The sequence below is a fragment of the Leptothrix discophora genome (assembly GCF_030705305.1).
Taxonomy (GTDB): domain Bacteria; phylum Pseudomonadota; class Gammaproteobacteria; order Burkholderiales; family Burkholderiaceae_C; genus Sphaerotilus; species Sphaerotilus discophorus.
In genome coordinates this window covers 229,988-256,929 of record NZ_JAUZEE010000002.1, presented here as the reverse complement: position 1 = coordinate 256,929, position 26,942 = coordinate 229,988, and the positions used below count along the sequence as shown (strand labels likewise).

Sequence of the window (26,942 nt, the reverse complement as noted above, 5' to 3'; positions counted from 1 at the left end):
CCTTCTCCTTATGCCATTGCACGACGGATGATTCCGCCTGAGCGTGTAGCATCTGATATGCGAGCATCAGCTATTTGGCGCATCCTTTCAACGATTGCGCTGCTAACGACTTGCCCTGTTTGTTCGTTTGTTTGACCACCTTGGACATTGACCTGTATCTGTCCAATCTGGATGTTTGTTCCGCCACCTGTGCCTTCAGCGATAACACCCAACTGACCACGGCTGTTGCGGCGCAATGGCATAACAGACTCGGGACCGGCTTCACCTAACACGCCTATACCACTTGAGTGTCTAAAGAGTGTGGGGCTACCGAACACACCACCGTCTGCAAACATCTGCACGCCACCGCTCCAGGCACCACCATTGGCTTGAGTCTTTATGGCTCCACCAGCTACTGCACCTCCCAGGCCAAAAGCAGCTAACAAGGGTCTCACAACCAATAGCTGCACGGTCAGCTGTGCCAGCATTTGCAGCATTGAGTTGACCATATCCTTGAAGCCGAACTTGCCAGTTGTGATCAGCGACACCAGCCTGTTGCTGAACTCACCAATGCCCTTCTGTGCAAAGTCACTGAACGCCTTATTCACGGTCGGTATCGAGTCAGCGAATGCCTTAGCACCTGCTGTCATACCCTTCCAAGCGTTGTCCGAGTCCTTGCGTGCTTGCGCAAAGTTCAGACTCAGTGTTGCCAATGCAGCCTCGGTGTTGGTCTGCAATGTCTTGATCTGTTCTTCTATTGCCTTGGCTTGCAACGGGTCCTTGTCGCGGACTTGGTTTGCATAGGTTTGTAAGGAGTCCTGCTTTGCAAATGACTCCGACTCAATGCGATCACGAAGATCGTTGTTAGCCATCAATGCTTGTTCTTGTGGAGAGAAGCTGCGCCCAATGATGGAGTTGAATGACTGCAAGCCTGCGTCTTTCATCCACTTCGAACTCATTGCGTTCAGTTCTTGGGATATGGTAAGAAGCTTGGCGCGTGCAGCGGCTTGGCGCTCTTCCTCCGCAGTCTGCTGGCGCGCATCCAGCAACGCCTTTGCCATTTCGCCTTGAGCACGAACTTTGAGTGCTAATGATTGATTGCCTATTGCCAATGCATCTGACTCGGCCTTTGCTATCTCGCGCTCAAGCTTTATCATTTCGACGTTCTCGCCATTCACACCGGCTGTGATGTCTTGTTGTTGTTGGAGGATTGCAGCTACACCAGCGCCTATGCGCTTGGACTCTTCTTCAGCCTTGTTCTTTTCCTTGACTGCCTGGATCTGGCGTTCTGTGTTCAGCGCCTCTTCCTTCATCCCTTGCAGCTTGACTGCAACGCTGGAGAACTTCTTGGATTCGGCTTGTGCAATCAGTGCGTCGTAGTCGCGTGTGATCTTCAGTAGGGCGTCGTTTTCCCCGTTGAGTGCCTTGAGTGCATCAATCTCGCGTGAGCGGATGGCTACGCCGCGTTCCAGCAGCGCATTCATCTCTGCTTGCGTGTTGTCCTTGCCTGTCTTGCCGCTGCCACCACGTGTAGGCGGTGTGATTGCGGGTGACTTGGCCGGGGCGAGCTCGTCGGTGCCTTGCCCCCATAGCTTGTTCTCTGAGACGCGCTGTGCAGCACGATCCAACGCTTGCTGTGACTCCGCTGCCCACTCCTTGAAGGGAGCCATCGAGCCGCTTGAAGCAGCCGCAGCGATTGCACCCAAGCCCTTGCCAACGCTGGTCATCAAGGCATCGAGCGTGATGAAGCCATCGATCATCAAGCGGATAGGAACCATCACCACGTTCGCAGCAAACACGATGGCTTCGAACGCACCTTTGACGGCGCCACCAGCCTTGTAGCTCTCTACGAATGCGTTGATGAGATTGGTGAAGGCGGGGATCACATCAGCAACCAGCTTGGATCCGACTGCGTTCAGCACGAAGGTCACATCGTTCTGTGCCCGTTCGTAGTCGCCTGCAGCAGCGACACCGTCCTTGGTGATGCCTACACCGGCTTGTGCAAACGAGTTGTATCGCTCCTGGGCGGTAGCTGCCTGTTCAGCAGCAACGATCACCTCGCGGTAGTTCCTACCCAGGACTTGCTGTAGTGCAGCGGCCTCTGTGGCGCTGACGCTGCCTTCACGCAGCTTGGCACCGTATTCGGCTGTGACGCTGGTCAGCACCTCAACTGGTGTTGCGCCGTCCTTGACCTTGATGCCCAAGTCGTTGAGTGCTTCGGATGCCTTCTTGCCGTCCTCGTCGGCCTTGGCAAGTGCGTTGGACACCCGCTGTAGGCCTGCGTAGTAGGTCTCAATGCTGGTGCCTGCGGACTTCAGCTGCTGGTCCAGCAAGTTAGCCTGGCTGGCGGATAGACCGAACTTTTCAGCCAAGTCCCCGATGTCATCCAGCGTGCCCGAAAAACGGATCGCGGCCAGGACACCAGCCGCGCCAGCTACAGCCAACAGCGAGCCTGCTGCACCCACGGAAGCCAGTCCGTTGAACGCACCGACCATCTCGTCAATGTTGTCCTTGAATCCCTTGAGACGGCTGGATGCTTCGCCCAGCGGTCCACCCATTGCCTCAAACGCGCCCGTAAAGCCGCCTGTCTGCCCTTCAGCAGTCTTCATCTTGCGTTCGGTGTCTGCTACCTCTTTGCCGAGGTCAGCGACCTTCTTCTGTGCTGCATCTACTTCGCTTGCATCGGCCTTGAAAAATAGCTTGACTATGTCCATTGATATACCTCTTTACTCAGGTATATTTATCGACTGGAGAAAAGCTATATCCATAGTCTCCAGAAGCTGTATCTCCCAGGACTCAAGTGTCAGTTGATGCAGAGTTAGGAATGCAGCTATCTCGCTGAACTGGATAGGCTCAGGGCCATTCATAGACGAGCTTCGTCTATTGCTCAGTCGCAAATAGATGCCGCGGAGCCAAGCAGCACGCGGAACGGTTACTGGTGGCTCACGGACTTGATCAAGCTGGTGTGTTAGATCAGCGACTGAATCGCTGTCACCTGCGTCGCGTGCTTGCCTAAGGAAGCTCTCCAATCGGCGCGCATGCTCGGGGTCATTCGTTTGGTGTGCTGCCCACTTGACCCACGACAGAAGGCTCTGGTCGAAAAAAGTTAGCTGAGTCGTTTATGAAGGTCGATAGCTGACCACCTATCCACTCGATTTCAGCATCAGTGAATAGCTGCAATGCAGCGTCATAGCTGAACTCTGCGTGCGCATCAGTCAGCACTTCATTCCAACCTATCACGCAACTGGCATAAAGCTCTGCGAAGAACTTGATTTGAGTTGGTCTATCGGCCTTTGTGATATCCACATCTGGCCCAAGTTCCTTTATCAGTCTGTCGCGTGCATCGCGGAACTGCTTGGAGAAACCACCGACGAGATAGACGATGGCTTCTGTTTCCCCATAGACCGGATGCATGATCTTGACCTCCGCACGCTTGGGACGGAGGATTTCTTTGAACGATGGTTTAGTCATTAGACGCTTCCTTTATTCTCTTTAGTTCTTTTAGTTTTGCGTAGAAGGCTCGCTGACCAGCTTTGACTTTAGCAATCGTCTCCGGGTCTCGTTTCTTTCCTAACTTTGCTGCTCGCATTTTTTGTTTGGTTTCATCGGATGCAGTGCGTTCCGTCTTTGGTTGCTTGGGTTCAATGCCAAGCTCAGCCATTAGCACGCTTGATCCAAAGGTGTGGCCCTTCTGGCGCTTTGAGTTTTCTTGCTTCCACTCTTCTGTGTGCTTATAACCAGTCTTGGCGCAACTTATCTTATTCTTGGTTTCCTCTTTACAAGGAGCACCAAGACGCCAACCGAGCCCACCACGCCTTCTATTTACACAATAGCGGTTACTCAACGCTTCGGCTGTCGTTAGTTCGTATTCGGCAAACTCGGCTTGACTTCGTGTGTCGTAGGTCTTGATGACCGTCTTTACCCAAGCTACTGGAAATCTTTTGTATAGGGCCTGCAAGTGCTTGCTCGACCCCATATAAGTATCATCTTCAGGCAATACATCTTCTGGTGTTGTGCGGACACCGTAGTAGAAGTAACCGCACAGCGAGTTGAATATCAAATAGGTATAGTGATACCTCAAAACTCAAACTCTCGTCACTTTGATCGAAGCGGCTTCTGTCGAGTCATACACAGCAGTGAACGCGATTTCTTGTTCTACCGGGCCTGTGCCATTGACTGGGACGGCGACGTTTGTATAACGAATCTTCGGCAGCAGAATGGTCAACGAGTTGGCACCCGAAGTCATTGCAATCTGGAATGTCGATGATGTGTTGTTCAAGAACTTTGTGTAGAGTGCAGCACTTGGGAAGTAGGCCTTTGCAGTGCCCTTGACCATTGTTTGATCACCAAGCACTTCCGATGGGTTACTTGCACCCAGTGCGCTCAATGCCTTGCTGCCGTTCTGAATGTCTAACGAGAAGTCTGTTAGATAGGCGATGGTCGATCCGCCTTCTGTGAAGACCGTTGCCGAGCCTTCAATAAACGGTGTCAGTGCGGAAGCTGCTGTGTAGCCTGAACCAGCGTCAATGGTTGTGCCGCTTGGAACGGTTGCTGTTAGGCCTTGAAGTGCCCATACAGCCTTGACCATTGAGTTGTTGCCAATCGATAGCTTTAGGCCAGTAGCCACAACGCCAGTGAAAGATTGGAATAGTGTGTTGTCTTGGAATGCACGCTCCATCGTGATCGACTTGCGTGTGGTTCCGTTCTTTAGGACGTTGGTTGTCCAAGTGCCGCGTAGCAACGACTCCCATAGCGTGTCAGCTTCAGTAGGACGCAGCGGTTGTGATAGCTGGCCTTCGACGGTGTAGTTGCCCTGATAGACATCAGTTACGTTGCCGTCTGAGCGAATGGTTGTGTCTTCGAAGTTTGATACTTTGCGGTTCAAATCGAAGCCGTCATAGTTCAAAGCAACAAGAGAAGGTGTAGCGGGTGTGGTGCCGTGTGTTACTTCCGCAATGAAGGCAACGTCGTGGCGTGATCCAACTGAGTTAGGCATTTGTGGTCTCCCTTTGAGTATTACTCATATTTATTAGTTGTTAGTTATCGCCTTCCACTGGATGACGACTCGTTCTTGCCAATACCCATCTTCAACTGCACTACCGACATCTCTATAAGCAAGAAGTTCATAGACACTGCCATCGGCATAGGTGTATTGGGTGCTTCGACCGAATGCCGAAACAATGGTGTCTGGAAGGGCTGTAGAGCCTGTTCCAGCGCGGACAAAGACATCAACCTGCGAGAGTCCTGGTCTTGAGTTTTGACCCGTTGTGCCCAGCGTTGCAGCGAATGCGGCTGCTGGTAAATGGGTGATGCGTGCAAAGACTGCGACGCCTTGCGTGTTGATGAATGTGTTGGGCAGCTGAAGCGGTGTTGTGCCCAGTGCTGTCTTGACCGTTGCTTCGATCGATTGATAGATTGCTGCGTAGCTCATTTCTTATTGATTTTCTCCATAGCCACTTGGCTTATGTCTTCCGCTTCTAACAGCGTTCTGCCGACCATTCGTCTTGGTGCGAAGTGCAAGGTTCCGTTCTCCACATAGCCGAAATACTCTTCTATGTTCGAGAACTCAAAGCCGGATTGTTTATTGACGATGAAGTAGCCGTTCTTTAGGTTGCCGGTGACGACGGGCGTCTTGTCTTCCACTCGTTCTTTGAACTCCAGCGACCATTCGGTAATGAACTTACGCGCCCTGGTTTCCAGATCGATAAAAAGCCTTAGATTGCCGTCGCTCACGATGCAGTGACCCGGTAATAGATGGTTGTGTCTCCTGGCTGCACTGCTTCGACACGCGAAACGATGTATGCCTTCTTGGCACAAGTGACCGTATCGCCTGGAAGTAGCTCCCTTGTGGTGTCGAACAACAGCACCACATCACCAATAGCTGCGAGTCGCATACCAGCACGCGCATTGTTGAAGTCCGCTGCGGCGCGAATAGCGCGTGCTCTGCCTACTGAAGCGGTGCCGCGTGTGATAGACCATACCTGGCCGAACTCTGCGATCACGGCTGTGATATCGACTTGTAGGTTGCTGTAATCGAAACTCACGCTGTCAGCCTCCAGCTGCCTGTTTCAGCAGCCTTTAGGATTGGGCGCAATGTGATATCAATCTTGTTGAAGCCGCTGTATGTCTCACCATCAGTTGCTTTGAAGTATTCGACTGACGTAGCCACTTCACCTGCCTTGACGCTTTTGCTCTTGACGTTCTTTACGGTGGACTTCTGTGGAAGGATGTCAGTGCCGCTGATCTGCATCAATGCAAGCTCGCACACAGCGTTCTTCAAGCACTTGGGTATGGTTGTGTCTGTGACGATGCGACCATTCAAGTCTTCAAACCACATACGGGGAAATAGAAGCTCTTGTGTGGTGCTGGGATAGATTGCTGATTGATAGCGTGCGCCATACAGCAAATCGACTGCGCGTGTAGCTTGCACCAGTGCTTGATTGCGGCTTTCTGTGTCGTAGCCTGCCCAATCAACATTGGCGTAGTTCACGTGGTATTGATCAGCTTCTGTAAGTCCAACATAGGTGTTAGCTCCTGCTGGCTTGCTGCCGTCTTCGACTATTAGTGTGGTCATCAGTTAGTTCCTCCCCAAAGCGGGCGATTGCGGAATGCATAGGCCTTGCCCATGTCTGTGCCAGCACCATCCACAAAGTGGAATGTGGATGTCGATATCAGCTTCTGCATCTGTCCGTGGCCTTCAGGGCACTGCGGATATTCCGACTCATCCCTAACAAGTGACTCTTGGTAGTGATTGCACTCACGGCAACTGAACTCGAACATTTTTCTCATTGGTGATTCCTTTTGATTTATTTATCAATGCGGATCGCCCAAAGAAAAAGCAGCCCGGAGGCTGCTTTGTTCTACTAATCAACTAAGGATTAGACTGCGTTAGCACCAACACTGGATGCGCACTGACCAACCCATAGGGCGTCTTGGTCAAGGATCTGTGTTCTCGATACTTCATACCAACCGATGTTGTAGAAGCGGTTTAGCTTATCGAATGGACCTGTTAGAACAACTTCGCCCTGCTTGCTGATGGCCTTGCCAAGTGCGTTGCGGCCTAAGAAGTAGCTGTTGTATAGGTCAACGGTTCCAGCGCCTGTCTGGTCAGCGAATGTCGAACGGTTGTTGCGAACGACCTTGAAGCCCTTGAACATACCAACTTCGTTGTTCAGTGCTTCACCAGGAGCGGAATACTTGACCACGTCTTGCCACGAACCAACACCGGATGCAGCGCGTAGGTCAACGATAACGTCATCGTGAGTCATCATTACATAAGCACCGTTGATGCTTGGAACGTTCTTACGAGCAAGCTTGTTGTAGAAGTAGTTTAGGAATACGTCCGAAGCGACTTGACCGGATGTGACCGAACCAGCTGCTGTGCCACCGATGATGTATGCGTTTGTCGAAGCATCAAGTGCAGCGATTGCCAATGCGTCCATTGTGGAAGCGTAGTTCTCACCGATCAATGCAGCAGCGGCCAAGTCAACAAGTCCACCAGTTTGGAAGCTGGATAGGCTTGTGATTGTGTATGCGTTACCGTATTCAAGCGGTGTGAATGTGACCTTGGTGTCAGCGATTGCTGTTGATGTGATGTCGTCTGTTTCTGTCAACGCTGTTGTTGCGACAGCCGAACGTGCCCACTTAGGCATATTGATTGTCTTGGCACCGATTTGCACTTTCTTAGTGATAAGCGCGTCCGATACGTTGTTCTGTCCGACTTCGACCCAAACTGCTTGATCAAAAGCGGTTAGGATGCTGTCATCGACTTGTGTTGTTCCTGTTAGGTTAGTTGTAAACGGCATGTGAGCCTCCCTTTATTTTTGTTATTCGCGGATATTGTTATGCGAATGTATTGTTATATCGTGCTTCCCATTCCATACTTGCGTAGGACTTCTTGAATAGCCTTTGGCGTCTTAGCTGCGGCCATCTCAGTCTTGAAACTGCTGGTCGGTGCTGCCTCTCCTGGGCGCTTCACATCTGGTGTTTTCGGAACTTCGAAAAGCACAGCGTCTGTTTTCTTTAGTTCTTCGATTACGCTGGCTACGGACTTGGCATCCACCTGTCCATCAGCTACTGCAATCTTCGAACGATCCACAAGCTTTAGGACCGTCGAAACTGAGCGAGCACCTGCCTTAGTGATTTCGTCCTTTAGAACGCTATCAATCAACTGGTTCTTACTTGCTGTTCTCAAGTCTTCTAACTCTCTGGATACGGCTTCGAACTTGGATTTGAAGTCATCTGCACCCGATAAGTCTTTCAGTTGAGCTTCAAGCTCAATGCGCTTTGTCTGGTTGAACTTCTCTCCGCGTCGTGCCTTTTCAAGATTTACTTTGGTAGTCGCTAACTCGTCTTGCAATGCAAGGATTTGCTCTGCTGTTAGAGTGCTTTCTACTTGGGTTTCTTGTGGTGCATCCGCACTATTTACATTATTGGCATCCGCCATAACTAACTCCTTGCCATCCGGCTTATGATTTTTTATTTATCACTTTCAATAAGCTCTCGTTTTCGGCGGTTGTGTTCCAGTTGTGCTTGCCTGTTCTTTTCAACTTGTTCAGGTGTTTTCTTTCTGCCGATTTGCGATAGCGAGAGCTTCTTTTTATGCTCTTCAGTTTTTGGACGACCTTTTGCCGCCTCTGACTTTCTCTTCCGAACTTCTTCGCTGTTCGGTGGACACTTCCGTCCTTTATTTGCAGCACCGATAGCGGCTTTGTGCGATGGAGTCAGCACTCGACCTCTATTCCACCCACCGCATCCATCCCCACCGTCAGTTAGATTGAACAATGTCCCTTCGCCAAGGTCTGCTCGGCCGAAGAAGTTGATCCAGAACTTCTCCATTTCAAGTGCAGTTGCCTCATCTACTTCGTAATGGATAGTTGGCTCGATAACATAGCCCTCGGCTCGACGACACCGGATTAGGTTCTTTAGCTTTGGGTTGCTGCTTGCTGATCCGTGTATGTAAGCTCGGTTGTGGATACCTTTTCCAACGTAAACTGGCGTTTGATCTTTGGGGTCCCGATATAGATATATATAGAATGATTGCATCCTTTACTTATCTGCTACGTTGCTCGAATCGGTAGTGCTGTCTATCGGTGCTGGCTCTATCGGTTGTATTGAGCTTCGCAGCACTGCATCACGCTTTTGCCATTCGATGACTTCTAAATATCGTTCCTCAGCTTCTTCGCGTGTGATGCCGTAGACCACTTGGAAGTAGTCAATAGTTGTCGCACGCCCCTCGGCTATGCGCTGCGCCCACACGGTCTCCTGCACTTGGATGTCCACTGGCAGGACTGGGTCGTCAAACACCGCTACAAGCTGTGCATCGGGTGGGAACGCAGTCACCCCGCTGGCGGTGTTGAACACAGCAGCTAAGACGCGATAAAGGCGCTTGAAGCCGCTTTCGAACATGCGCTGGCGCTTCTTGCGTAGGTCGAGGTTGTCGCTCTCTTCGACCACCAGCTGGAAGCCGCTCTGTGCGCGGCCTTGTCCAGCCACTTCAATGCGGACGCTCCAGTCACCTGCGTAGCCCTTGATCCAGCTGTCAACGACTTCGTTGAGCGGCTTGAGATCGATGTTGGGGTTCTCGTAGCGGACGAACGGGCTTTCAACGCCCATGCTGTCCAGCACCACTGCACTGCCAGGCCCTGCAAGGTAGCCGGGTGACTGCGCACTGGTGGGCACGATGCGTGGCAGTGGGCTGTTGACCACTTCGGCCACTTCAAAGTTCGAATCCCCATCGCCTGCTGGACGCATGTTTGTGAACAGCGTGCTCATCTTGCTCCACAGGATCGAGTATTCCGAATCAGTGATATGCAAGTTCACCATCTCGTTTAGATTCACGAGACTCTTATCTTGCTCAACCCAAAAGCCAGTGCGTGGTGTATTGGTGTCGTAGAACACCGCCATTGGAATGATTCCGTATGGATTGGCTTCGCGGTTGGTCACGCCCAGGCTGTGTTCTCCTTGCGTGATTTCAATAACCTCTTCATTCGTCCATACGCAGAACTCATTGTCTGCTGTCCTATGCACCATACCGATAGGCTTGCGTGAGCGTGGATCAATGATCACTTCGCAGTTGCCACGGTGCAGGATATCGAAGCACCAGTGCGCTTCTTCCGCATCCCATTGAACCAATATCATTGCTGTCTTGAGCAATCTCAGTGCAGTGTCAAAGTTGATGCCGAACTCTATAAACTCGATTTGGGTAAGCAACTCATTGAGCAACGCTGTTGCCGCTTCGTTTGTAGTAACCAGTCCTGCATCAAATATTTCAAGAGTGGGCGGTGCGTCCTTGAACAGCAAGCCCGACTTCTCTACAACCATCTTGGTTAGATTGCGGAAGCGCGGAGTCAGTCCGCGTTCCTTCCAGCGTTGGCGACCGCGTGCGGGGTCGTTTAGAACTTTGATTAGCTCCGACTCTTGTTGGCCGTCGAGATAGTTCAACGCCTTCATCGCATCAACAGCACGATCGTTGTTGAGCATATCTACCAGCTGCTTTGCTGTGAAGCCGAGTGCTACAGGTGCATCGTTTGTTGATCCGAACATATAAGTCTTTCCTTGTCTCGTTTTTATTATTTAGCTCAGTTGTATACAGAAATGGACCCTTGTCCTTGCACTGGATATCTGAAGTGGCAGAAGTAGCCGTAAGCATCCAAGCTGTGGTCTAAGCCACTGCTCTTGTCAGGTTTACCGTCTTTCCACTGCTGTTGTTCCAGGCCTTTGACCAGTTGCGGGCACTGCGTGATGTTCACAAAGGCGCGTGATTCGCCTAATGCATTTAGGTAAAGCGCATTGACCGCTGGCACTCGCTCTTTGACGATGCTGGGGTTATTGCCTTTGAAGAAGCACTGGAAGCCAGCTGCTTGAAGCTTGCTGATTGACGAGACTGAAGCCCCATCTGCACTTGCTGCACGGTTCTTACCGCTGCTGTCTGGATAGACATAGACGGTGCGGCCGGGATAGCGCGACTTGAGTTCCTTGACCATTGCATCGGTGTTAGCGGGACCGATGATTTCTTCAACGGTATAGACCCGACCACCTTGCACGATGCTGATAACCGCTGACATTGCACCTACGTTGAAGTCCATTCCAACGTGCAAGATCGAGTTCGCAGGGAAGTCGTTGATCGTCAGTTCGGTTGCATTGCGTGTGCGATCAAAGCAGTCATAGACGCGATGACCGTATGCATTGACAAAGCGGCCATAGAACTTGGCCTGCGCTTGCGTAGGCGTATAGCGGCGCAGCTGGTCTTCTTTGTATTTGGGTGAGAGGAATATGTTCTCTGAAGTAGCGACCTGATAGACCTTGTGATTGGGCTTGGCTTTGGTCACTAATCCGTCTGGAGAGACTTCCTCTGCAAACACCTCCACGACCTGCTTATAGCCTTCAGGTGTGGTTGTGCAGAACGCTTGGCGTAACTTGGCGCGTGGATCACGAATGCGGTCATTCAGTGCATTCCAACAAGCTACAGCGTCGTCCTTATCGGGGATGGTGTCGAACTCGTCGATGAACCCCCAACTGACGTTGTATCCAACTAAAGTGCGACGCCAGTTCTCAGCTGATACCAGCCACAGCTTCTGCGGGCCATAGCCCATATCGAACTCATAGAACGCTGGGCTGTTGCGACCGCCGCCATTGAAGTTGTATTTGATGCCCAGTTCCTGGCACGTCTTGTTCATCTCCGTTGTGAAGATGGATAGCTGTGGGCCAGTGGGCTCGCATCCGATGCCGTCGCAGCCTTTGTTGATCTGCAACAGGTGGAGGGCCTTGTAGGTTGCTGCTTTGGTCTTACCTGTTCCAAGTCCGGCTACAAGAGCAACGTATCTGCTTTCGTCGTGTAGAAACTCTGATTGATATGGCAGCAGCTTTATCTTCTTAGCTGTCTTTTTCTGCATTAGTCTTGTTATCCGCCTCCAAACTGCTTTGGACGATGTTGGTTATCTCCGCTTCCGTGAATGATTCGAACTGGTATTCAGTTGGGCCTTTCTCAACGGTGACCTTTACTGCGCGTGTTTGTGGAGCCCACTCTTCCGATTTAGCCTTTAGGTTCTCGCGTGCAATCTTTGCCTTGAGTCCTTTGCTTGTTTCGGGGTCATCCATAATCGCTTCCAGTGCTTCGATATGAACTTCTTCAAACATTGCACAGCCAGCGTCATACGCAATCTGTATTCCATTAGATCCATCAGATAGGATGATTTCAAAGTCACTGAGACTGACACCCAGCTTCGATGCGATGCTGCGCTTGCTATATCCACTTGCCGCAAAGTTGTAGACCTGCTGGCGGATGGTTAGGCCTTCGCTACTTACGTCAGCCCGCTTTGTTTCCTTGTAAGGGCGATTCTTAGCCATTTGAGGATTCCTTTTGTAGATTCATCACTATTTATACGCGGACTGAATGCTGGACCGCAGCTATCCAATCTTGTCGATAAATAAAAAAATAACTTGGCACAAAAGGGATGGCGATGGACCCAATCACAATATGGACTGCGCTTGGCGTGATCGTTGTAGTAGCAGGCGGAATAATCAACACACTACGGAGCAGCGATAAAGCAGCCATCGATAACCGATTCACCTCCACAGAGGAAAAGATAAACGCAATGGAACGACAGCTTGTAGAGAAGGCACACAAAGACGAAGTCGCCCGCATAGAAGCACGTATGGATAAAGAGTTTGAATCGGTTAGAGCCGAGCAACGTTCCGGCTTTGCAGACTTGAAGCAAGACATCAAGGATATGAGAATCGAGCTAATGGCTGCGATCAAGGATATGGTCGGCAAATGAAGCTGCTGAAAGACATATTCACCGAACAAGACGGCACTTCGTTTGAGCTTCTTGCTGTGCTGGGTGGTGCAGCGGTTGTGGTTGCGTTAGGCTTGCAAATCTATGTCACGGTGCATACAGGCCAGTTCGATCTAATGAACTTTGGCACTGGTATCGGTGTTCTGTTTGTTGCCGTCGGGGGCGGGCAGAAGCTGAAACCCCAAGCTAACAGCCAATAAAAAAGCGCCCCAGGGGCGCTTCGTCTTGTGTGCTGCTACTTACTGGATTTCCATTGATGCGTAGCAGTAGCTGATTCCAAACACCATATCTCTATCGTGCTTTATGCGGAATGTCTCGGTGAATGGTGTCAATCCGTTTGCGATAGCTACGAGATTGATCTTCTGCCTACACTCGGCATCTATTTCAGCTGCATTAGGCCAAAACTGATATCTGCTGTATTTGATTGCCAGTTGTTTATTGGCTGCGCTGTAGTCTGTGTTCCTATCAAACGCGATGGGATTGATTACTGGGTATGGTGCCAGCTTGGTGCTCTTATTGACTCGATCTGGCATTGTGCTTGCCACGATTGCTGCTGGCGCAACTGCCGCACAGCCTGAAGTCAGTAACGCCACGGTAGCCACTGCTGAATATATAAATGCTCTCATTGTTTCCCCTTTATGTGTGTATTTTAGTTGTTATTATCGCTGTCGTCACTCTTGCCAGCGGGCTGCACCAATATTGCTGCGACCCCAATGACTAACACTATTATGAATAAACCTGCCATATCGCTCTCCTTTTGTTGTTTGCATAGTTATTTATGCTTTATCACTGAAAAGCGGCTGGATATGAACGTAAAAAAGCCGCCTCGCGGGCGGCTTGACTGGGTGCTGTGTGCAGCTTAGGTCTTTGCATACTTTTCGTAGATGGCTTTTGCCTCTTCGAACGACTTGCCCTTGACCAACTTACCGAGCCAACCTGGCTTTGCACCAACACCTCCGGCAACCCAGTCCTTATCCGGTTCTGCGGGGTTGTGGTAGGTGGTGCCGCGCACAAATGCCTTCTTGGACTTCGGTGCCTTGGCTTCGCCGTTAGATGCACGTGGTGCGCGAGTCGTCTTAGGTGCGGTTGCAGCGGAAGGCGGCAGCTTTTCCTTCAGGCGGTCGATGCCTTCTTGCAGGCTGAGGCCGACATCGTTCAGCTTGGCGATGAAGCCTTCAACAGCATCGGTGATCTCGGATGCACGCATCTCGTCGCGCTGCGCTTGCAGGCGGGCGATTTCGGCATTGATGTCTGCGACGGTGGGCTTCTTCTCGGTAGCCATAGACGGTTGCTCCTTGATAGGTTTTGCAGTTGCGGGCGTAACAGCGGGGGTCTTAGCAGCGGACATCGTAATCTCCTAACAATCAACATGCAACATTGCATAAGGATTAGTTTGCGAGAAACGATCACATAGGGCGACCTAAAGATGCCGCTGATCTTGCCGAGCCCCCTAAGAGGAAAAGAGGCTGCTGTTAGCGGGCGCAGCTAAGTAGGAGACACGCTGTTGTGGGCACGGACCTGCCCGCGAGGAAATGCTACGCTGCGGAATGTGACAGCGCATATGCAGCTAAGTCGTTGATATGATTGAGCTTTTGGGTGTCACAGGGTGCGGCGTGGACCTGCACAAAATCGTGACAGACAGGTTTTTGACAGCAAGTGGTGTCACACTGGTCTATTGCGACGCGCTAACTTGTTGATTTGTAAAGGGTTTTCAGTGGCTACTATCAAATACGCTGATCTGGTCGAGTCGGTTGCGGCAGCTTTGCAATACATCAGCTATTACCACCCGGCCGACTACATCGCCCACCTGGCCCGCGCCTACGAGCGCGAGGAATCGCCCGCCGCCAAGGACGCGATCGCCCAGATCCTGACCAACAGCCGGATGTGCGCCGAGGGCCGCCGCCCGATCTGCCAGGACACCGGCATCGTCAACGTCTTCCTGAAGATCGGCATGGACGTGCGCTGGGAAGGCTTCACCGGCTCGATCGACGACGCCGTCAACGCCGGCGTGCGCCAGGGCTACCTGAACCCCGACAACGTGCTGCGCGCCTCGGTCCTGGACGATCCGATCTTCGCCCGCAAGAACACCAGGGACAACACGCCGGCGGTGATCCACATGGAGGTCGTTCCGGGCAACACCGTCGAGGTCACGGTGGCCGCCAAGGGCGGTGGCAGCGAGAACAAGTCCAAGATGTACATGCTCAACCCGGGCGACAGCATCGTCGACTGGGTGCTCAAGACGGTGCCGACCATGGGCGCCGGCTGGTGCCCGCCGGGCATGCTGGGCATCGGCGTCGGTGGCACGGCCGAGAAGGCCGTCCTGATGGCCAAGGAGGCCCTGATGGACGACATCGACATGTACGAGCTGCTCGACCGCGGCCCGAGCAACAAGCTGGAAGAACTGCGCATCGAGCTGTACGAGAAGGTCAACGCGCTGGGCATCGGCGCGCAGGGCCTGGGCGGCCTGACCACCGTGCTGGACGTGAAGATCAAGACCTACCCGACGCACGCGGCCAGCAAGCCGATCGCGATGATCCCGAACTGCGCGGCGACCCGCCACGCGCACTTCGTGCTGGACGGCTCCGGCCCGGCCTTCCTGGAGGCGCCCAGCCTGGACCTGTGGCCCGACGTGCACTGGGCGCCCGACTACAACAAGAGCAAGCGCGTCGACCTGAACGCGCTGACGCCGGCCGAGGTCGCGAGCTGGAAGCCGGGCGACACGCTGCTGCTCAACGGCAGGATGCTGACCGGCCGCGATGCCGCCCACAAGCGCATCGCCGACATGCTGGCCAAGGGCGAGAAGCTGCCGGTGGACTTCACCAACCGCGTCATCTACTACGTCGGCCCGGTCGACCCGGTGCGTGACGAGGTGGTCGGCCCGGCCGGCCCCACCACGGCCACCCGCATGGACGGCTTCACCCGCATGATGCTGGAGCAGACCGGCCTGATCGCGATGGTCGGCAAGGCCGAGCGCGGCCCGGTCGCGATCCAGGCGATCAAGGACAACAAGAGCGCCTACCTGATGGCCGTGGGCGGCAGCGCCTACCTGGTCAGCAAGGCGATCAAGGCGGCCAAGGTCGTGGGCTTCGCGGACCTGGGCATGGAGGCGATCTACGAGTTCGACGTGGTCGACATGCCGGTGACGGTCGCCGTCGATGCCGGCGGCACCAGCGCCCACATCGAGGGTCCGAAGATCTGGCAGGCGAAGATCGGAAAAATTCCGGTCGTCGAAGCCTGAGCCCTCTACGCCTCCCCGGCCTCGACGCAAGGCCCCGCGATGCGGGGCCTTGTCACGTCAGGTCCGCGGGATGTCCACGCCGTGCTCGCGCAGCAGCGCCAGCACCTGCAGGTTGACGTCGGAGATGACGTTGCCCTGCCCGTTGTCGGGGTCGTTGATCCAGAAGTGGATGCCCAGCTCCAGGCCGATGTTGGCGAAGCTGCGCAGCTGCACCGCCGGGCCGGGATCGGCCAGCACGCGCGGCACCGCCGTCACGCGCGCGACCAGCGCCGGGATCAGCGTGGCGACGTCGCTGCCGTGGGCCACGGTCACGCCGGTCGACAGCAGCAGGCGGCTGTCGGTCAGCGAGAGGTTCTGCACCGTGGTCGTGATCAGCACCTCGTTGGGCACGATGGCCTCGCGGCCGTTGACGGCGCGGATCACGGTGTAGCGGGTGGTGATGTCGGTGATGCGGCCCTCGAAGTCCGCCACCTTGACAATGTCGCCGATGCGCACCGAGCGCTCGGCCAGGATCACGAAGCCCGAGACGTAGTTCGCGGCCAGCTTCTGCAGGCCGAAGCCGATGCCCACGCCGAGCGCACCGCCGATGACGCTGAAGGCGGTCAGGTCGATGCCGACCGCACCGAGCGCGACCAGCAGGCCGACGAACATCAGCATCGCCCGCAGCGCGTTGGCCGCGGCCTTGCGCAGCGACAGCTGCTCGCCCTGCACGCCGGCCAGCAGGCGGGCTTCCAGCGCGGCCGAGATCCACAGCGAGACCATCAGCACGAAGCCGGCCGACAGCGTGCCCTCGATCAGCGTGCGCAGGCTGATCGGGTGGCTGCCCATCTTCCACTGGATGTCGTCCAGCCCTTCCATGACCGCCGGCAGCACGCCGGTGACCCACATCACGACGGCGGCCCAGGCGATCCAGGAGATGGTCCGTTCGACCAGCCGCATGCCGCGCGATTCGGGGAAGGCCACGGTCAGCACGCGCACGCTCAGGCGGATCATCGCCAGGCTCAGCAGCACCGGGATCGCGACCTTGAAGACCGCCAGCGTGACCCCGGCATCGCGCAGCAGGTGGCGCACCAGGTAGGCCAGCGCCAGCGCCAGCGTCGGGAACAGCACGCCGTCGACCAGCGCGTCGCCAAACCAGATCGAGCCCAGCGGCTGGGTCTGGCCGGCGGCCGCGCGGGCCGCGAGCACACGGGACCTCAGCAGCGCGACCACGCTGGCGGCGATCAGCAGCGCCACCGCGAGCGCGAGGGCCTCGTAGAGCGCATCCCGGCGCGTCAGGGCGATCAGCAGCTGGTCGAGTTCCGGGGCGGCAGCAAACATCGTCGACAGGGCCGGCTCGGGCCGGCAGGAGCGCGGCCGGGCCGCAGACGGGCGCGATTGTGGTCCAGCCGACGCGCCGGCTTCTGTGGCAAGGTGTACGCCGATGTCACCGCTGCCCCAGACCCGCATTCCGCCCGAGCTGGCCAACGTGCCCCTCGTCGTGCTGCACCAGGACGACCACCTGCTGGTCTTCGACAAGCCCGCCGGCCTGCCCTCGGTGCCCGGACGCGGCGAGAGCCTGCAGGACTGCCTGTCGGCCCGCGCCCAGGCGATCTGGCCGGACGCCCGCGTGGTGCACCGGCTCGACATGGCGACCTCCGGCGTGATCGTGATGGCGCGCGGCGCGGACGCGCTGCGCCGGCTCAGCCTGGCCTTCGAGCAGCGCCGCGTGCGCAAGCACTACGAGGCGGTGGTGGCCGGCACCCCGGCCGAGGCCGCCGGCACGGTCGATCTGCCGCTGATCTGCGACTGGCCGAACCGGCCACGCCAGATCGTCGATCCGGTGCAGGGCAAGCCGTCGCGGACCCATTGGCAACGCCTGGACCGCGACGGGCTGCCGGGCACCAGCCGGGTCCGGCTCGAACCGGTCACCGGACGAACCCACCAGCTGCGCGTCCACCTGCTGGCGCTGGGCCACCCGATCGTCGGGGACGCGCTCTACGCGCCGCCGGAGGTTCTGGCGCTGTCGCCGCGGTTGCTGCTGCATGCCTGCCGGCTGGAGCTGCCGCATCCGGGCGACGGCGGCATGCGGGTGTTCGAGGCCGGGGCGCCGTTCTGAGGGCTCAGGCCGGTCCAGCCGGTTCAGCGGGACCGGCTGGACCGGCATCAGCGGGCGGAGTCGCCGGTGGACGGCGCCCGAACCGCCATGCCTTCAGCGCCGCCTTGGCCCACCGGGCCAGCTCCCGCACCCGTCCGGCGAGACGGCCTCGCAGGTGGTCGGCATAGACGATGTGGGCCGTCACCGGCGTGACCTGGGTGCGCCAGCCGTCGGCCCAGGGGCAGCGGGTGATGAAGCTGATGCGGCGCAGCGCCGGATCGGCGCAGGCCCGCTCCAGCGCCCGGGCCAGGATCAACTTGCCGGGACCGACCGCCGCGAGGTCCTCGCGGTAGGCGATCTTCTGCAGCGCCAGCGTCATGCCGGTGCGCAGCCAGAAGATGGTCGCCACCGGCAGGTCGTCCAGCCACAGCAGGTCGATCTCGCAGTGATCCCGCGGGCCGGGCTGGCCGCCCCGCGTGCCCAGGGTCTGCGTCAGCTCGCCGTAGAAGGCCTGCCATTCCGGCCGGCAGGCGATCGCACCGCCCTGCTCACCCTTCCAGCCCGACACCTCGACCGCCATGAAGTGCGGCAGGGCCTCGGCCAGCGCCTGCGGCGTCGCGTGGGACTCGTAGCGCAGCGTGCCGAGCGCGGCGGCCTTCTTCTGGCCCCGGCCGAGGCTGCTGCGGTGGTTGGCGCTGGCCGATTTCAGCAGCGCGTCGTAGCTGCGATCGACGTCCAGGTCGGCGCTGCCGCCGACCGCGTTGTCGAACATGCGTTGCGGCGGGCACAGGCGCAGGCCCTCGGCCAGCCAGGCGTCGGCACGCAGCCGGCCGATCTCGAGCCGGGTCCAGGCGATGCCGGCGTCATGCTGCAGCCAGCGCCAGAGGGCGGGCCACAGCGCGCGCACATCCTCGGCGGTGACGACGTCGGCCAGGTAGAGGTGCTCGTTGGTCAGCAGCCGCAGCGAGCGCCGGCCGGTGCGCTCCAGCGGCAGCAGTGCCACCAGCCGGCCGCCATGGCGCACGCTGGCCCAGATCAGGCGACCGGGCGATGGCGCGAGGTGGTGGGCATAGGCCCGCGCCCATTCGGCCATGTGCAGGTGTTCCAGCCGGGCCGGTTCCGGCCACGCATCGGTCAGGGCCTGCCATTCCTCGAGCAGGTCCTGCAGGCCCTTCGTGCCTTGCGTGACGCGGAACGACCATTTTTTGTCGTCGTACATCGGTTTTTGTGGGAGGGTCGTTCGCCGGCCCGCGGCGCGACATGGCGTCACCTTCGCGCCAGTTCCTGCAAGCGCGCGGCAACGGACTCGGGCCAGATCATCCTGAATACTAGGTGAACCTCCACTCGTCAGCCTGGGCGGAGGTCACGCGGCGGAAGTTAACCCATCCGACCCCCTCAAACGGGGGTTATTTCGTGACGAACCTGACCACTCCCCCGCAGGCGCGGGAGTGCGGCGCCTGCCGGGGTCCGATAGATTGATGTCCACAGGTCGTGCCTTGACCCCGCACCGCCACCACCGACCCGTCAGGAACACCAGGGAGTACGCCATGTCGTCGTTCAAGCAGATCCTCACCGCCCTCGCGCTCGGCGCGGTGGCACTGGGCAGCCAGGCCCAGATCGTCAACGGCTCGTTCGAAGCGCCGTCGTATGCGGACGAATCGTCGACCGCCCTCAGCTACGGCACCCATGGCTGGGGCAGCACTGGCGTCGTGCGCATCGTCAATCCGGAAGGTTCGCTGTCGGACGGCGCCGGCTCGCAGTACGCCAGCCTGGTCGCACCGACCTACGCGCCGTTCTCGTCGGCGATCTACCAGAGCTTCTCGCTGGCGTCCGGCAACTTCACGCTGAACTTCCTGTCCTGGGGCAACGGCACCTTCAGCGTGGACCACTGGAGCCCGACCGGCTACGCCGCCGTGAGCCTCAACCCCGCACCTGCGGCGCTGTCGAGCACCGGCTGGACCCCGAACTCGCACACCTTCAACAGCATCGGCGGCGACTACCGCGTGCGCTTCGCCACCACCAGCGAGCTGCGCGTCGACGGCGTCAGCGTCAGCGTCACCGCAGTTCCCGAGCCCGAGACCTACGCGATGATGCTGGCCGGCCTGGGTGCCATCGGCTTCATGGCACGGCGCCGCAAGGCCTCGGCCTGAACAGGCCAGGCGCGCCGGGTCATCGGCGCATCGCGACAAGCACAAGCGGGCCATGGCCCGCTTTTTTCTTGCCTGCGGTGACCTTTCACGACCGGATCGGGACGCCCCGCATGAATCGTCCGGGCCGGCAATAGTTGCCGAAGTCGGCTGGCTGGAAGCTGAATGAACCACGGGTTTCACCCGTATTCTTCGGCTGCTTCAGCCCTCAGACCCGCGTCAACCCGTCTTCACGTCGCCGCATGAACAGCTTCACTCCGGTTCGCGCCGCCCGATCCAGCCGCCATGGCTGGGTCGACATCGCCAAGGGCATCTGCATCATCGCGGTGGTCGGCCTCTACGCCCGCAACGACCTCGAAGCGCTGTTCGGACAGGCCGGCTGGCTGGACCCGTGGTCCGCCTTCGCCCGCCCCTTCCGCATGCCGGACTTCTTCCTGCTGTCGGGCCTGTTCCTGTCGGCCGTGATCCAGCGGCCCTGGCGCAGCTACCTCGACACCAAGGTCGCGCACTACGTCTATTTCCTGGTGCTGTGGGTGGCCATCCTGCTGGCCTACGACACGGCGGTGCTGGGCCATGAACCGGCGGCGGGCAGCGCGATCGCCACGGTCAAGCTCTACATCTGGAAGCTGATCTACCCGGACCACATGCTGTGGTTCATCCAGACGCTGCCGGCCTTCTTCATCGTCACGCGGCTGCTGCACCGCGTGCCGCGCTGGCTGCTGTGGCTGGTCGCCGCGGCCGCGATGGCCAGCCACGTGCGCACCGGCTTCGCGCCACTGGACAACTTCAACGCTTACTACGTCTTCTTCCTGAGCGGCCACTTCGGCGCGCCGCTGATCCATCACCTGGCCGAAAAGGCCCGCCAGCGCCCGCCGCTGACCTGGGGCCTGATCGTGCTGTGGGCGGTCCTGAACCAGGCTGCCGTGAGCGCCGGCCTGACCCACGTCGGCGGGCTGGACCTGCTGGCCGGCTTCGTCGGCATCAGCGCCATCATCGCGTTGAGCAGCCTGATCGCCGACGTGTCCTGGCTGCGCTGGCTGTCCTACGCCGGCAGCAACTCGATCGTGGTCTACCTGGGCTTCTACATCCCGTTGACGCAGTTCACGCGGCTGGTCCATGCCCAGTTGCCCGAGCTGCCGATGCACCTGGTGGCCACCCTCTCGGTGCTGTGCGGCGCGGCCGTGCCGCTGCTGCTGCACCGCCTGATCAAGGACAGCGCGCTGCGCTTCCTGTTCGTCCGCCCCCGCTGGGCCAAGCTGGTGACCACCGCGTCGCCGGCTGCCGCGCAGTCAGCCTGAAGCCCCTCGATGATGTCCTTCGCTCCCGTCACCGAACGGCAGGCTGCGGCCGCCGCGCCGTTCAACATCGCCCCGCCCGCCCGCATCGGCGCGGAGTCCGCCGCGCTCGGCGGACTGGAACTGAGCTGTCGTCCGCTGCGCGAGGTCCACGGCCTCGAGTCGATGTGGCGCGGCCTCGAAAGCCGCGTCGGCGCCTCGGCCAGTGCCTTCCTGGCGTGGCCCTGGATCGGTGCCTGGCTGGGCCTGCTGCCGCCGCACGTCGACGTGCAGCTGCTGCAGGCACGCCAGCACGCCCACGTCGTCGGCCTGGCGCTGCTGGTGCGCACCCGGCGCAAGCTCGGCCCGGTCTCGTTCTGCGAGGCCTGGCACCTGCATGCCAGCGGCGATCCGGTGATCGACAAGATCTGCATCGAGCACAACGACTTCCTGGTCCTGCCAGAACACGGCGACGCCCTGCGCGCGGCCATGCTGGCGCACTGGCGCGAAGTGGCCGGTCCGGCCGCCGAACTGCACCTGCCCGGCCTGGTCGGTGACGGCTGGGCCCGCCTGCTGCCCGAGGGCCTGGAGGCCGAGGACGAGACCAAGCGCTCGGCCGGCGTCGCGCTCGACGCGGTGCGCGAGGCCAAGCTCGACTTCACGCCGCTGCTGAGCAGCCATTCGCGCCGCTTCGTGCGTCGCAGCATCAAGGAATACCAGAGCGTCATCGGCCCGCTGGCGGTCGACGAGGCCGCCAGCGCCGACCAGGCGGTGGCCTTCCTCGACGAGCTGGTGCGCCTGCATGAGATGACCTGGAAGCAGCGCGGCCTGAGCGGCGCCTTCGCCGGGCCGGGCATCCTCGAGTTCCACCGCCGGCTGATCGGCCTGGCCTGGCCCGAGCGCGGCGTGCAGCTGCTGCGGGTGCGCGCCGGCGAGCGGCCGATGGGCTACCTCTACGCCTTCGTGCGCGGCGGCCGCCTCTACGTCTACCAGTCCGGCTTCGACTACGGCCTGCTCGACAAGCACGGCCGGCCGGGCCTGGTCACGCACACGCTGGCGATCCAGCACAACGCCGGCCTTGGCCACGCGCACTACGACCTGCTGGCCGGCGAGTCGCAGTACAAGGCCACCGTCGCGACGGTCCAGGAAACCATGACCTGGTCGGTCTGGCGCAAGCCGGCGTTGCGTTTCAGCCTCGAAAAAAGGCTGCGCAACTGGGTCCGGCAGGTCAAACATCACCATCGCGCGCGCCAGGTGGTGCCGGCTTCAGAGCCTGCCAAGGAAGAGGACTGACAGGTCCCGATACTGCGTCGAGCCTGCGCCTCACCGGCGCGGCCACCCAGACGCATGCCCGCCCCCGAGGGCACCGAGCCGAACGACATGAGCCTCCTCACCCACGGCCTCCTGCGCACCACCGCGAACCTCGCCTACGCCGCGAGGGGCCCCGTGCGCCTGCCCGTCCTGATGTACCACCGCGTGCTCGACCGGTCCGACCCGCTCCAGCCGGGCGTGCCCGACGCGGCGCTGGCCGACCTGCAGTTCAAGCTGCTGTCCGACCTGTTCCGCGTGGTTCCGATGGAGACGGCGATCGACGAGCTGCACAACGGCCGGCTCAAGCCGCGCACGCTGTGCATCACCTTCGACGACGGCTACCGCGACAACCACGACGTCGCGCTGCCGCTGCTGCGCCGGCATGGCCTGACGGCCACCTTCTTCGTGGCCTCGGGCTTTCTCGGCCAGGGCCGGATGTTCAACGACACGGTGCTCGAAGCGGTGCGCCGGCTGCCCGACGGGCCGCTGGACCTGGCCGACTGGGGCATCGAGCCGCTGCAGCTGGGCGACGCGGCCTCGCGGGTGCGGGCGATCTCGGTGATCACGCGCGGCATCAAGCACAACGAGCCGCACAAGCGTCAGGCCGCCACGGAGGCCCTGGCCGCCCTGGTGGCCTGTCCGCTGCCGGAGGACGTGATGATGACGCCCGAGCAGGTGACGACGCTGTCGCGCGAGGGCATGTCCATCGGCGGCCACACCGTCAACCACCCGATCCTGTCGACCGTCGACGACGCCACCGCGAGGCGCGAGATCGTCGAGAACCGGGCCGCGCTGACGGCCCTGACGGGCACCGCGCCGATGACCTTCGCCTACCCCAACGGCAAGCCCGGCGCGGACTACGGCCCGCGCCATGCCGCGATCGTGCGCGAGGCCGGCTATTCCTCGGCCGTGTCGACCTCCTACGGCGTCGGCGACCGGGACACCGACCGCTACGAATACCCGCGCGTGGCCCTGTCCAAGACCACCTACACCAAGGTGTTCCTGCAACTGATGCGGGCCTCTTCCTACGTGCGCCATGGGCAGTGCTGATGCCGGCCTGCCCCTGGGTGACAGCAAACCGGGCGCCGCGATGACGACCTCCCCTCCCTCGACCACCCACAAGGGCTTCGGCGCGGCCGCCGCCCTGCGGGCCGCGCTGATGGTGACCGGGTCGACCTACATCGCCTATGCCGCCGGTCTGGTGGCCAGCCTGCTGGTGGCCCGCGCGCTCGGTCCGGCCGACTACGGCCGCTATGCCTACCTGGTCTGGCTGGGTGGCCTGGTCGTCATGTTCATGAACAACGGGCTGACGACCACCTCGATCCGCTACGTCTCCGAGACCCTCGGCCGCAACGACCCGGCCGGCGTGGACAGCCTGCACCGCTGGTTCTGGATCCGCCAGTGGATCTCGATCGTGGTGGTGGCGGCCGCGCTCGCGCTGGCCCTGCCGCTGCTGCACCCGGCCGGCTGGGAAGGCCGGCTGTCCACGGTCTGGATGATCGTCGCCTGCGCCTCGGTGCCCAAGGCCTGGTACCTGTTCGGCATCTCGATGGCCAAGGGCCACGGCCGCTTCGGCATCGAGGCCAAGACCATGTCGGTGCTCAGCCTCGTCAACGCCGCCTGCGTGGTCGCGCTGATGCTGGTGGACGCCTCGCTGGAGACCTATCTCGCGCTGTTCGTGCTGAGCAGCGTGGTCCATCCGCTGCTGCTCTCGCGCATGGCGCAGCGGGTGCGATCACCGGTGGCGCCGGCCCCGCTCGATCCGGCGCTGGCCGCCCGCGTGAACAACCACTACCTGTGGACCGCGCTGCTGACGCTGATGGCCGTGCTCTACGGGCCGTCGATGATGGTGCCCTTCCTGAACGAGCATGTCGGCGCGGACGCGGTGGGCTACTTCAGCGTGGCGATGTCGCTGACGCGCGGCGGCATCGAGCTGCTGTCCTCGGGACTGAACTCGGTGCTGATGCCGCTGATGTCGCACGGCTTTGGCTCGGGCGGCCAGGAACGCACCCAGCGCATCAGCGCCAACGCGGTGCGCGTCTTCCATGCCTTCGGCCTGCTGCTGGCGGGCGTGGGCGTGTTCTGGGCCGCGCCGCTGGTGCTGACGCTCTACGGCGCGAGGTACGCCGAGGCGGTGCTGTCCTTCCAGGTGCTGGTGGTGCTCGGTGGCCTGACGCTGCCGGCCGGCGTGCTGGCCACGCTGCTGTCAACCACCGACCGCCAGCGCGTGCGCACCGCCGTGACCGGTGGTTCGGTGCTGCTGTTCGGTGCCGCTGCCTGGTGGCTGATCCCGGTGCACGGCCTGAACGGCGCGCTGATGGCCTACGCCGGCAGCGCCGTGGTGATCCAGGTGGCCTGGATGCTGGTGGCCGTGCGGGTCGGCGGCATGACCATGCCCACCGTGCCGATGCTGCGCCTGTGCGCCGCCGCCGTGCTGGCCGCCGGGCTGGTCGGCCTGCCGCTGATCTGGGTCGACGGCCTGCTGGCACCCTTCGTCGCCGGCATCGCGTTCGTCGGCCTCTACATCGCCGCGACCTTCTGGCTGCGGGCCTGGAGCGCCGAGGACCTGGACTTCCTGGCCGAGCAGACCCGCCGCTTCGGCCCGGTCGGCCGCCTCACCGCCGGGCTGCGTCGCTACGCCGCCTGAAACCTGCAAGGACGACGCTCGCCCAGGGCGCCCGTCGATGCCGGCTCGTCACGCCCCCGGTCGTGGTGCCGGGAGCGGGTGGCCAACTTCAGTGGCCGACCAGCGACTTGCGGAACGCCAGCAGCTGCAGGATGTTGTGGCGCCACTGCCGGTTGTCGGTCACGTACTGGCGCGCGGCGGCGCCGACCTGCTTGAGCGTCGCGACGTCCTGGCTGTGCGCCAGCACCATCTCCACGGCCTGCTCGAGATCGCCGGCCTTGAACATCCAGCCGGTGCGGCCTGCCTCGACGACTTCCTGGATCGGCTCGAAGTCCGGCGCGATCGGCGCGATGCCGCAGGCCATGAACTCGAACAGCTTGACCGGCGAGGTGTAGTCGCCCGCGCTGGGCAGCACGGCCATGTCCATCGCGGCCAGCAGGCCGGGGACCTGGTCATGCGCGACGCGGCCGGTCATCACGACCTGGTCGGTCAGGCCCTTCTGCTCGACCGCCGCGCGCACCGCGTCGAAGGTCGCGCCGTCGCCCACCAGCAGCAGGCGCAGGTGCGGCGCTGCCTTCAGGCGATCGGCAATGCGGTAGACGAACTGGTCGATGGCGTGCCAGGGCACGAAGGCACCGAGGTAGCCGCAGACCACATGGCCCTCGACCTTCCACTGGGCCCGGGCCTGGTCGCGCTGTTCCTGCGTGAAGCTGAACTTGTCGATGTTGGCGGCGTTGGGCGTCACGATGGCCGGGGCCATGGTGCCGTGCGCCTTGAGCAGCCGGTCGCGGAAGACGCCCGAGACGAACACCAGCCCGGTGGCGTTGCGCACCACCCAGCCCTCGATCCACTTGGCCAGGCGCAGGAAGTACAGCGGCCGGACCCGGTAGACCATGGCCGAGTCGTTGATCTCCAGGATGATGGGGATGCCGCGGGCGCGGGCGATCGCCACCGTCACGCACATGAACAGCGAGTAGCGCTCGTAGATCAGCTCGACGTCGCGGTGCTCGGCCAGGTACTTGCGGATGCGCCAGCCGGCGACGAGGTTGTAGCCCAGCTCGGCCAGCTCGAAGAAGGGCTCGGGCAGCTTGGTGACCCACTTCATCCAGGGCCGCGCCTGCTGGGTCGGCGACATCGCCTTGGGGCTGGAATACGGATCGGCGCCGGGCAGCGAGATCACGTCCACGGCCACGCCCTCGGCCTTCAGCGCATCGGCGATGCCGCGGATGTGGACGCCTTCCACGGCCTTGCCCTGGGTGCGGTGGTGGTAGAGCACGCGCTTGAGCGGCGCAGCGTTCATCGTCATACGGGGATTCCTCGGTCAGGCGCTGTCTTGAAACCGGCCGGATGGTAGGGGCTGCCCATCGGGCGTCGACCGCGCGAGCGTGTCGGATCGACGATTTCCGGCCGCGTGTGCGGGCCCCCTGCCGCCACGGCCCCACGCCGTCCGGCGATGCGTGACGCACTGCCCGACCGGGTTCACGAAGCCCAGG

General features: G+C 59.9%; 28 protein-coding genes. 9 read left to right on the top strand and 19 right to left on the bottom strand.

Annotation, left to right across the window (positions count from 1 at the left end; all coding sequences use genetic code 11):
- Window positions 1-8 precede the first annotated feature (8 nt).
- The 15 genes from Q8X39_RS04745 to Q8X39_RS04680 all read right to left on the bottom strand — a co-directional run bounded on the left by Q8X39_RS04745 (window position 9) and on the right by Q8X39_RS04680 (window position 12,327).
- Window positions 9-2,693 (bottom strand): phage tail tape measure protein, encoded by a 2,685-nt coding sequence (locus Q8X39_RS04745; protein ID WP_305748487.1) that lies wholly within the window; start codon window positions 2,691-2,693, stop codon window positions 9-11.
- Window positions 2,694-2,705: 12 nt separating this feature from the next.
- Window positions 2,706-3,008 (bottom strand): phage tail assembly chaperone, encoded by a 303-nt coding sequence (locus Q8X39_RS20580; protein WP_455363812.1) that lies wholly within the window; start codon window positions 3,006-3,008, stop codon window positions 2,706-2,708.
- A 19-nt stretch (window positions 3,009-3,027) separates the two neighbouring features.
- A complete protein-coding gene (locus tag Q8X39_RS04740) occupies window positions 3,028-3,450 on the bottom strand; it encodes a hypothetical protein (RefSeq protein ID WP_305748486.1) in 423 nt (140 codons plus the stop codon).
- Window positions 3,443-4,060 (bottom strand): NUMOD3 domain-containing DNA-binding protein, encoded by a 618-nt coding sequence (locus Q8X39_RS04735; RefSeq protein WP_305748485.1) that lies wholly within the window; start codon window positions 4,058-4,060, stop codon window positions 3,443-3,445. The genes Q8X39_RS04740 and Q8X39_RS04735 overlap by 8 nt, the downstream gene beginning before the upstream one ends.
- Before the next feature lie 3 nt (window positions 4,061-4,063).
- Window positions 4,064-4,975 (bottom strand): phage tail tube protein, encoded by a 912-nt coding sequence (locus Q8X39_RS04730; RefSeq protein ID WP_305748484.1) that lies wholly within the window; start codon window positions 4,973-4,975, stop codon window positions 4,064-4,066.
- Between the two features lie 33 nt (window positions 4,976-5,008).
- The gene (locus Q8X39_RS04725) at window positions 5,009-5,410 is read right to left on the bottom strand and encodes a phage tail terminator-like protein (RefSeq protein ID WP_305748483.1); all 402 of its coding nucleotides are present in this window, start codon (window positions 5,408-5,410) and stop codon (window positions 5,009-5,011) included.
- Window positions 5,407-5,712, bottom strand: coding sequence for a hypothetical protein (locus Q8X39_RS04720; protein ID WP_305748482.1), 306 nt, complete (start codon window positions 5,710-5,712; stop codon window positions 5,407-5,409). Before Q8X39_RS04720 ends, Q8X39_RS04725 begins: the two co-directional genes overlap by 4 nt.
- Window positions 5,709-6,023 carry a hypothetical protein gene (locus Q8X39_RS04715; protein ID WP_305748481.1) on the bottom strand — a complete coding sequence of 105 codons (315 nt, stop codon included), beginning with the start codon at window positions 6,021-6,023 and terminating at the stop codon, window positions 5,709-5,711. The genes Q8X39_RS04720 and Q8X39_RS04715 overlap by 4 nt, the downstream gene beginning before the upstream one ends.
- On the bottom strand, window positions 6,020-6,553 hold the full coding sequence (locus Q8X39_RS04710) for a DnaT-like ssDNA-binding protein (RefSeq protein WP_305748480.1): 534 nt from the start codon (window positions 6,551-6,553) through the stop codon (window positions 6,020-6,022). The genes Q8X39_RS04715 and Q8X39_RS04710 overlap by 4 nt, the downstream gene beginning before the upstream one ends.
- 304 nt (window positions 6,554-6,857) lie before the next feature.
- Window positions 6,858-7,784: a N4-gp56 family major capsid protein gene (locus Q8X39_RS04705; protein ID WP_305748479.1), complete on the bottom strand. Its 927-nt coding sequence runs from the start codon at window positions 7,782-7,784 to the stop codon at window positions 6,858-6,860.
- 53 nt (window positions 7,785-7,837) lie between these two features.
- Window positions 7,838-8,425: a phage scaffolding protein gene (locus Q8X39_RS04700; RefSeq protein ID WP_305748478.1), complete on the bottom strand. Its 588-nt coding sequence runs from the start codon at window positions 8,423-8,425 to the stop codon at window positions 7,838-7,840.
- A gap of 32 nt (window positions 8,426-8,457) precedes the next feature.
- Window positions 8,458-9,024: an NUMOD3 domain-containing DNA-binding protein gene (locus Q8X39_RS04695; RefSeq protein ID WP_305748477.1), complete on the bottom strand. Its 567-nt coding sequence runs from the start codon at window positions 9,022-9,024 to the stop codon at window positions 8,458-8,460.
- Window positions 9,025-9,027: 3 nt separating this feature from the next.
- Window positions 9,028-10,524 (bottom strand): hypothetical protein, encoded by a 1,497-nt coding sequence (locus Q8X39_RS04690; RefSeq protein ID WP_305748476.1) that lies wholly within the window; start codon window positions 10,522-10,524, stop codon window positions 9,028-9,030.
- A 35-nt stretch (window positions 10,525-10,559) separates the two neighbouring features.
- The gene (locus tag Q8X39_RS04685) at window positions 10,560-11,873 is read right to left on the bottom strand and encodes a terminase large subunit domain-containing protein (RefSeq protein WP_305748475.1); all 1,314 of its coding nucleotides are present in this window, start codon (window positions 11,871-11,873) and stop codon (window positions 10,560-10,562) included.
- Entirely contained in the window at window positions 11,854-12,327 is a 474-nt protein-coding gene (locus Q8X39_RS04680; RefSeq protein WP_305748474.1) for a hypothetical protein, read from the bottom strand. Before Q8X39_RS04680 ends, Q8X39_RS04685 begins: the two co-directional genes overlap by 20 nt.
- A gap of 113 nt (window positions 12,328-12,440) precedes the next feature.
- Here Q8X39_RS04680 and Q8X39_RS04675 point away from each other — a divergent pair, with 113 nt between their 5' ends.
- On the top strand, window positions 12,441-12,758 hold the full coding sequence (locus Q8X39_RS04675; protein ID WP_305748473.1) for a hypothetical protein: 318 nt from the start codon (window positions 12,441-12,443) through the stop codon (window positions 12,756-12,758).
- Complete coding sequence (locus Q8X39_RS04670) at window positions 12,755-12,976, top strand: hypothetical protein (protein WP_305748472.1); 222 nt, start codon at window positions 12,755-12,757, stop codon at window positions 12,974-12,976. The genes Q8X39_RS04675 and Q8X39_RS04670 overlap by 4 nt, the downstream gene beginning before the upstream one ends.
- Before the next feature lie 659 nt (window positions 12,977-13,635).
- Here the strand turns inward: Q8X39_RS04670 and Q8X39_RS04665 are convergent.
- Entirely contained in the window at window positions 13,636-14,124 is a 489-nt protein-coding gene (locus Q8X39_RS04665; RefSeq protein ID WP_305748471.1) for an H-NS family nucleoid-associated regulatory protein, read from the bottom strand.
- Between the two features lie 366 nt (window positions 14,125-14,490).
- Between Q8X39_RS04665 and Q8X39_RS04660 the strand changes: the two genes are divergently transcribed.
- The gene (locus Q8X39_RS04660; protein ID WP_305748470.1) at window positions 14,491-16,014 is read left to right on the top strand and encodes a fumarate hydratase; all 1,524 of its coding nucleotides are present in this window, start codon (window positions 14,491-14,493) and stop codon (window positions 16,012-16,014) included.
- Window positions 16,015-16,071: 57 nt separating this feature from the next.
- Here Q8X39_RS04660 and Q8X39_RS04655 read toward each other — a convergent pair whose 3' ends face one another.
- A complete protein-coding gene (locus Q8X39_RS04655) occupies window positions 16,072-17,334 on the bottom strand; it encodes a mechanosensitive ion channel family protein (protein ID WP_305748469.1) in 1,263 nt (420 codons plus the stop codon).
- A 103-nt stretch (window positions 17,335-17,437) separates the two neighbouring features.
- Here Q8X39_RS04655 and Q8X39_RS04650 point away from each other — a divergent pair, with 103 nt between their 5' ends.
- Entirely contained in the window at window positions 17,438-18,112 is a 675-nt protein-coding gene (locus Q8X39_RS04650) for an RluA family pseudouridine synthase (protein ID WP_305748468.1), read from the top strand.
- A gap of 4 nt (window positions 18,113-18,116) precedes the next feature.
- On the opposite strand, the gene Q8X39_RS04645 is transcribed toward Q8X39_RS04650, so the two are convergent.
- Window positions 18,117-19,310: a GNAT family N-acetyltransferase gene (locus tag Q8X39_RS04645; RefSeq protein ID WP_305748467.1), complete on the bottom strand. Its 1,194-nt coding sequence runs from the start codon at window positions 19,308-19,310 to the stop codon at window positions 18,117-18,119.
- A 328-nt stretch (window positions 19,311-19,638) separates the two neighbouring features.
- Here Q8X39_RS04645 and Q8X39_RS04640 point away from each other — a divergent pair, with 328 nt between their 5' ends.
- The 5 genes from Q8X39_RS04640 (at window position 19,639) to Q8X39_RS04620 (ending at window position 25,470) form a co-directional block, all read left to right on the top strand.
- Entirely contained in the window at window positions 19,639-20,241 is a 603-nt protein-coding gene (locus tag Q8X39_RS04640) for a PEPxxWA-CTERM sorting domain-containing protein (protein WP_305748466.1), read from the top strand.
- 239 nt (window positions 20,242-20,480) lie between these two features.
- The gene (locus tag Q8X39_RS04635) at window positions 20,481-21,536 is read left to right on the top strand and encodes an acyltransferase family protein (protein WP_305748465.1); all 1,056 of its coding nucleotides are present in this window, start codon (window positions 20,481-20,483) and stop codon (window positions 21,534-21,536) included.
- Window positions 21,537-21,548: 12 nt separating this feature from the next.
- Window positions 21,549-22,805, top strand: a complete 1,257-nt coding sequence (locus tag Q8X39_RS04630) for a GNAT family N-acetyltransferase (protein WP_305748464.1) — start codon at window positions 21,549-21,551, stop codon at window positions 22,803-22,805.
- Window positions 22,806-22,892: 87 nt separating this feature from the next.
- Entirely contained in the window at window positions 22,893-23,873 is a 981-nt protein-coding gene (locus Q8X39_RS04625) for a polysaccharide deacetylase family protein (RefSeq protein ID WP_305748463.1), read from the top strand.
- Between the two features lie 40 nt (window positions 23,874-23,913).
- The gene (locus tag Q8X39_RS04620; protein WP_305748462.1) at window positions 23,914-25,470 is read left to right on the top strand and encodes a lipopolysaccharide biosynthesis protein; all 1,557 of its coding nucleotides are present in this window, start codon (window positions 23,914-23,916) and stop codon (window positions 25,468-25,470) included.
- An 88-nt stretch (window positions 25,471-25,558) separates the two neighbouring features.
- Here the strand turns inward: Q8X39_RS04620 and Q8X39_RS04615 are convergent, their stop codons facing one another.
- Complete coding sequence (locus tag Q8X39_RS04615; protein WP_305748461.1) at window positions 25,559-26,755, bottom strand: glycosyltransferase family 4 protein; 1,197 nt, start codon at window positions 26,753-26,755, stop codon at window positions 25,559-25,561.
- Window positions 26,756-26,942 lie beyond the last annotated feature (187 nt).

What these genes read in the sequence shown, in the direction of transcription:
- Q8X39_RS04745 (WP_305748487.1), bottom strand. Translation starts at nt 2,693, where the DNA reads ATGGACATAGTCAAGCTATTTTTCAAGGCCGATGCAAGCGAAGTAGAT.
- Q8X39_RS04740 (WP_305748486.1), bottom strand. Translation starts at nt 3,450, where the DNA reads ATGACTAAACCATCGTTCAAAGAAATCCTCCGTCCCAAGCGTGCGGAG.
- Q8X39_RS04730 (WP_305748484.1), bottom strand. Translation starts at nt 4,975, where the DNA reads ATGCCTAACTCAGTTGGATCACGCCACGACGTTGCCTTCATTGCGGAA.
- Q8X39_RS04725 (WP_305748483.1), bottom strand. Translation starts at nt 5,410, where the DNA reads ATGAGCTACGCAGCAATCTATCAATCGATCGAAGCAACGGTCAAGACA.
- Q8X39_RS04710 (WP_305748480.1), bottom strand. Translation starts at nt 6,553, where the DNA reads ATGACCACACTAATAGTCGAAGACGGCAGCAAGCCAGCAGGAGCTAAC.
- Q8X39_RS04705 (WP_305748479.1), bottom strand. Translation starts at nt 7,784, where the DNA reads ATGCCGTTTACAACTAACCTAACAGGAACAACACAAGTCGATGACAGC.
- Q8X39_RS04700 (WP_305748478.1), bottom strand. Translation starts at nt 8,425, where the DNA reads ATGGCGGATGCCAATAATGTAAATAGTGCGGATGCACCACAAGAAACC.
- Q8X39_RS04695 (WP_305748477.1), bottom strand. Translation starts at nt 9,024, where the DNA reads ATGCAATCATTCTATATATATCTATATCGGGACCCCAAAGATCAAACG.
- Q8X39_RS04690 (WP_305748476.1), bottom strand. Translation starts at nt 10,524, where the DNA reads ATGTTCGGATCAACAAACGATGCACCTGTAGCACTCGGCTTCACAGCA.
- Q8X39_RS04685 (WP_305748475.1), bottom strand. Translation starts at nt 11,873, where the DNA reads ATGCAGAAAAAGACAGCTAAGAAGATAAAGCTGCTGCCATATCAATCA.
- Q8X39_RS04680 (WP_305748474.1), bottom strand. Translation starts at nt 12,327, where the DNA reads ATGGCTAAGAATCGCCCTTACAAGGAAACAAAGCGGGCTGACGTAAGT.
- Q8X39_RS04675 (WP_305748473.1), top strand. Translation starts at nt 12,441, where the DNA reads ATGGACCCAATCACAATATGGACTGCGCTTGGCGTGATCGTTGTAGTA.
- Q8X39_RS04670 (WP_305748472.1), top strand. Translation starts at nt 12,755, where the DNA reads ATGAAGCTGCTGAAAGACATATTCACCGAACAAGACGGCACTTCGTTT.
- Q8X39_RS04665 (WP_305748471.1), bottom strand. Translation starts at nt 14,124, where the DNA reads ATGTCCGCTGCTAAGACCCCCGCTGTTACGCCCGCAACTGCAAAACCT.
- Q8X39_RS04655 (WP_305748469.1), bottom strand. Translation starts at nt 17,334, where the DNA reads ATGTTTGCTGCCGCCCCGGAACTCGACCAGCTGCTGATCGCCCTGACG.
- Q8X39_RS04650 (WP_305748468.1), top strand. Translation starts at nt 17,438, where the DNA reads ATGTCACCGCTGCCCCAGACCCGCATTCCGCCCGAGCTGGCCAACGTG.
- Q8X39_RS04645 (WP_305748467.1), bottom strand. Translation starts at nt 19,310, where the DNA reads ATGTACGACGACAAAAAATGGTCGTTCCGCGTCACGCAAGGCACGAAG.
- Q8X39_RS04640 (WP_305748466.1), top strand. Translation starts at nt 19,639, where the DNA reads ATGTCGTCGTTCAAGCAGATCCTCACCGCCCTCGCGCTCGGCGCGGTG.
- Q8X39_RS04635 (WP_305748465.1), top strand. Translation starts at nt 20,481, where the DNA reads ATGAACAGCTTCACTCCGGTTCGCGCCGCCCGATCCAGCCGCCATGGC.
- Q8X39_RS04630 (WP_305748464.1), top strand. Translation starts at nt 21,549, where the DNA reads ATGTCCTTCGCTCCCGTCACCGAACGGCAGGCTGCGGCCGCCGCGCCG.
- Q8X39_RS04625 (WP_305748463.1), top strand. Translation starts at nt 22,893, where the DNA reads ATGAGCCTCCTCACCCACGGCCTCCTGCGCACCACCGCGAACCTCGCC.
- Q8X39_RS04620 (WP_305748462.1), top strand. Translation starts at nt 23,914, where the DNA reads ATGACGACCTCCCCTCCCTCGACCACCCACAAGGGCTTCGGCGCGGCC.
- Q8X39_RS04615 (WP_305748461.1), bottom strand. Translation starts at nt 26,755, where the DNA reads ATGACGATGAACGCTGCGCCGCTCAAGCGCGTGCTCTACCACCACCGC.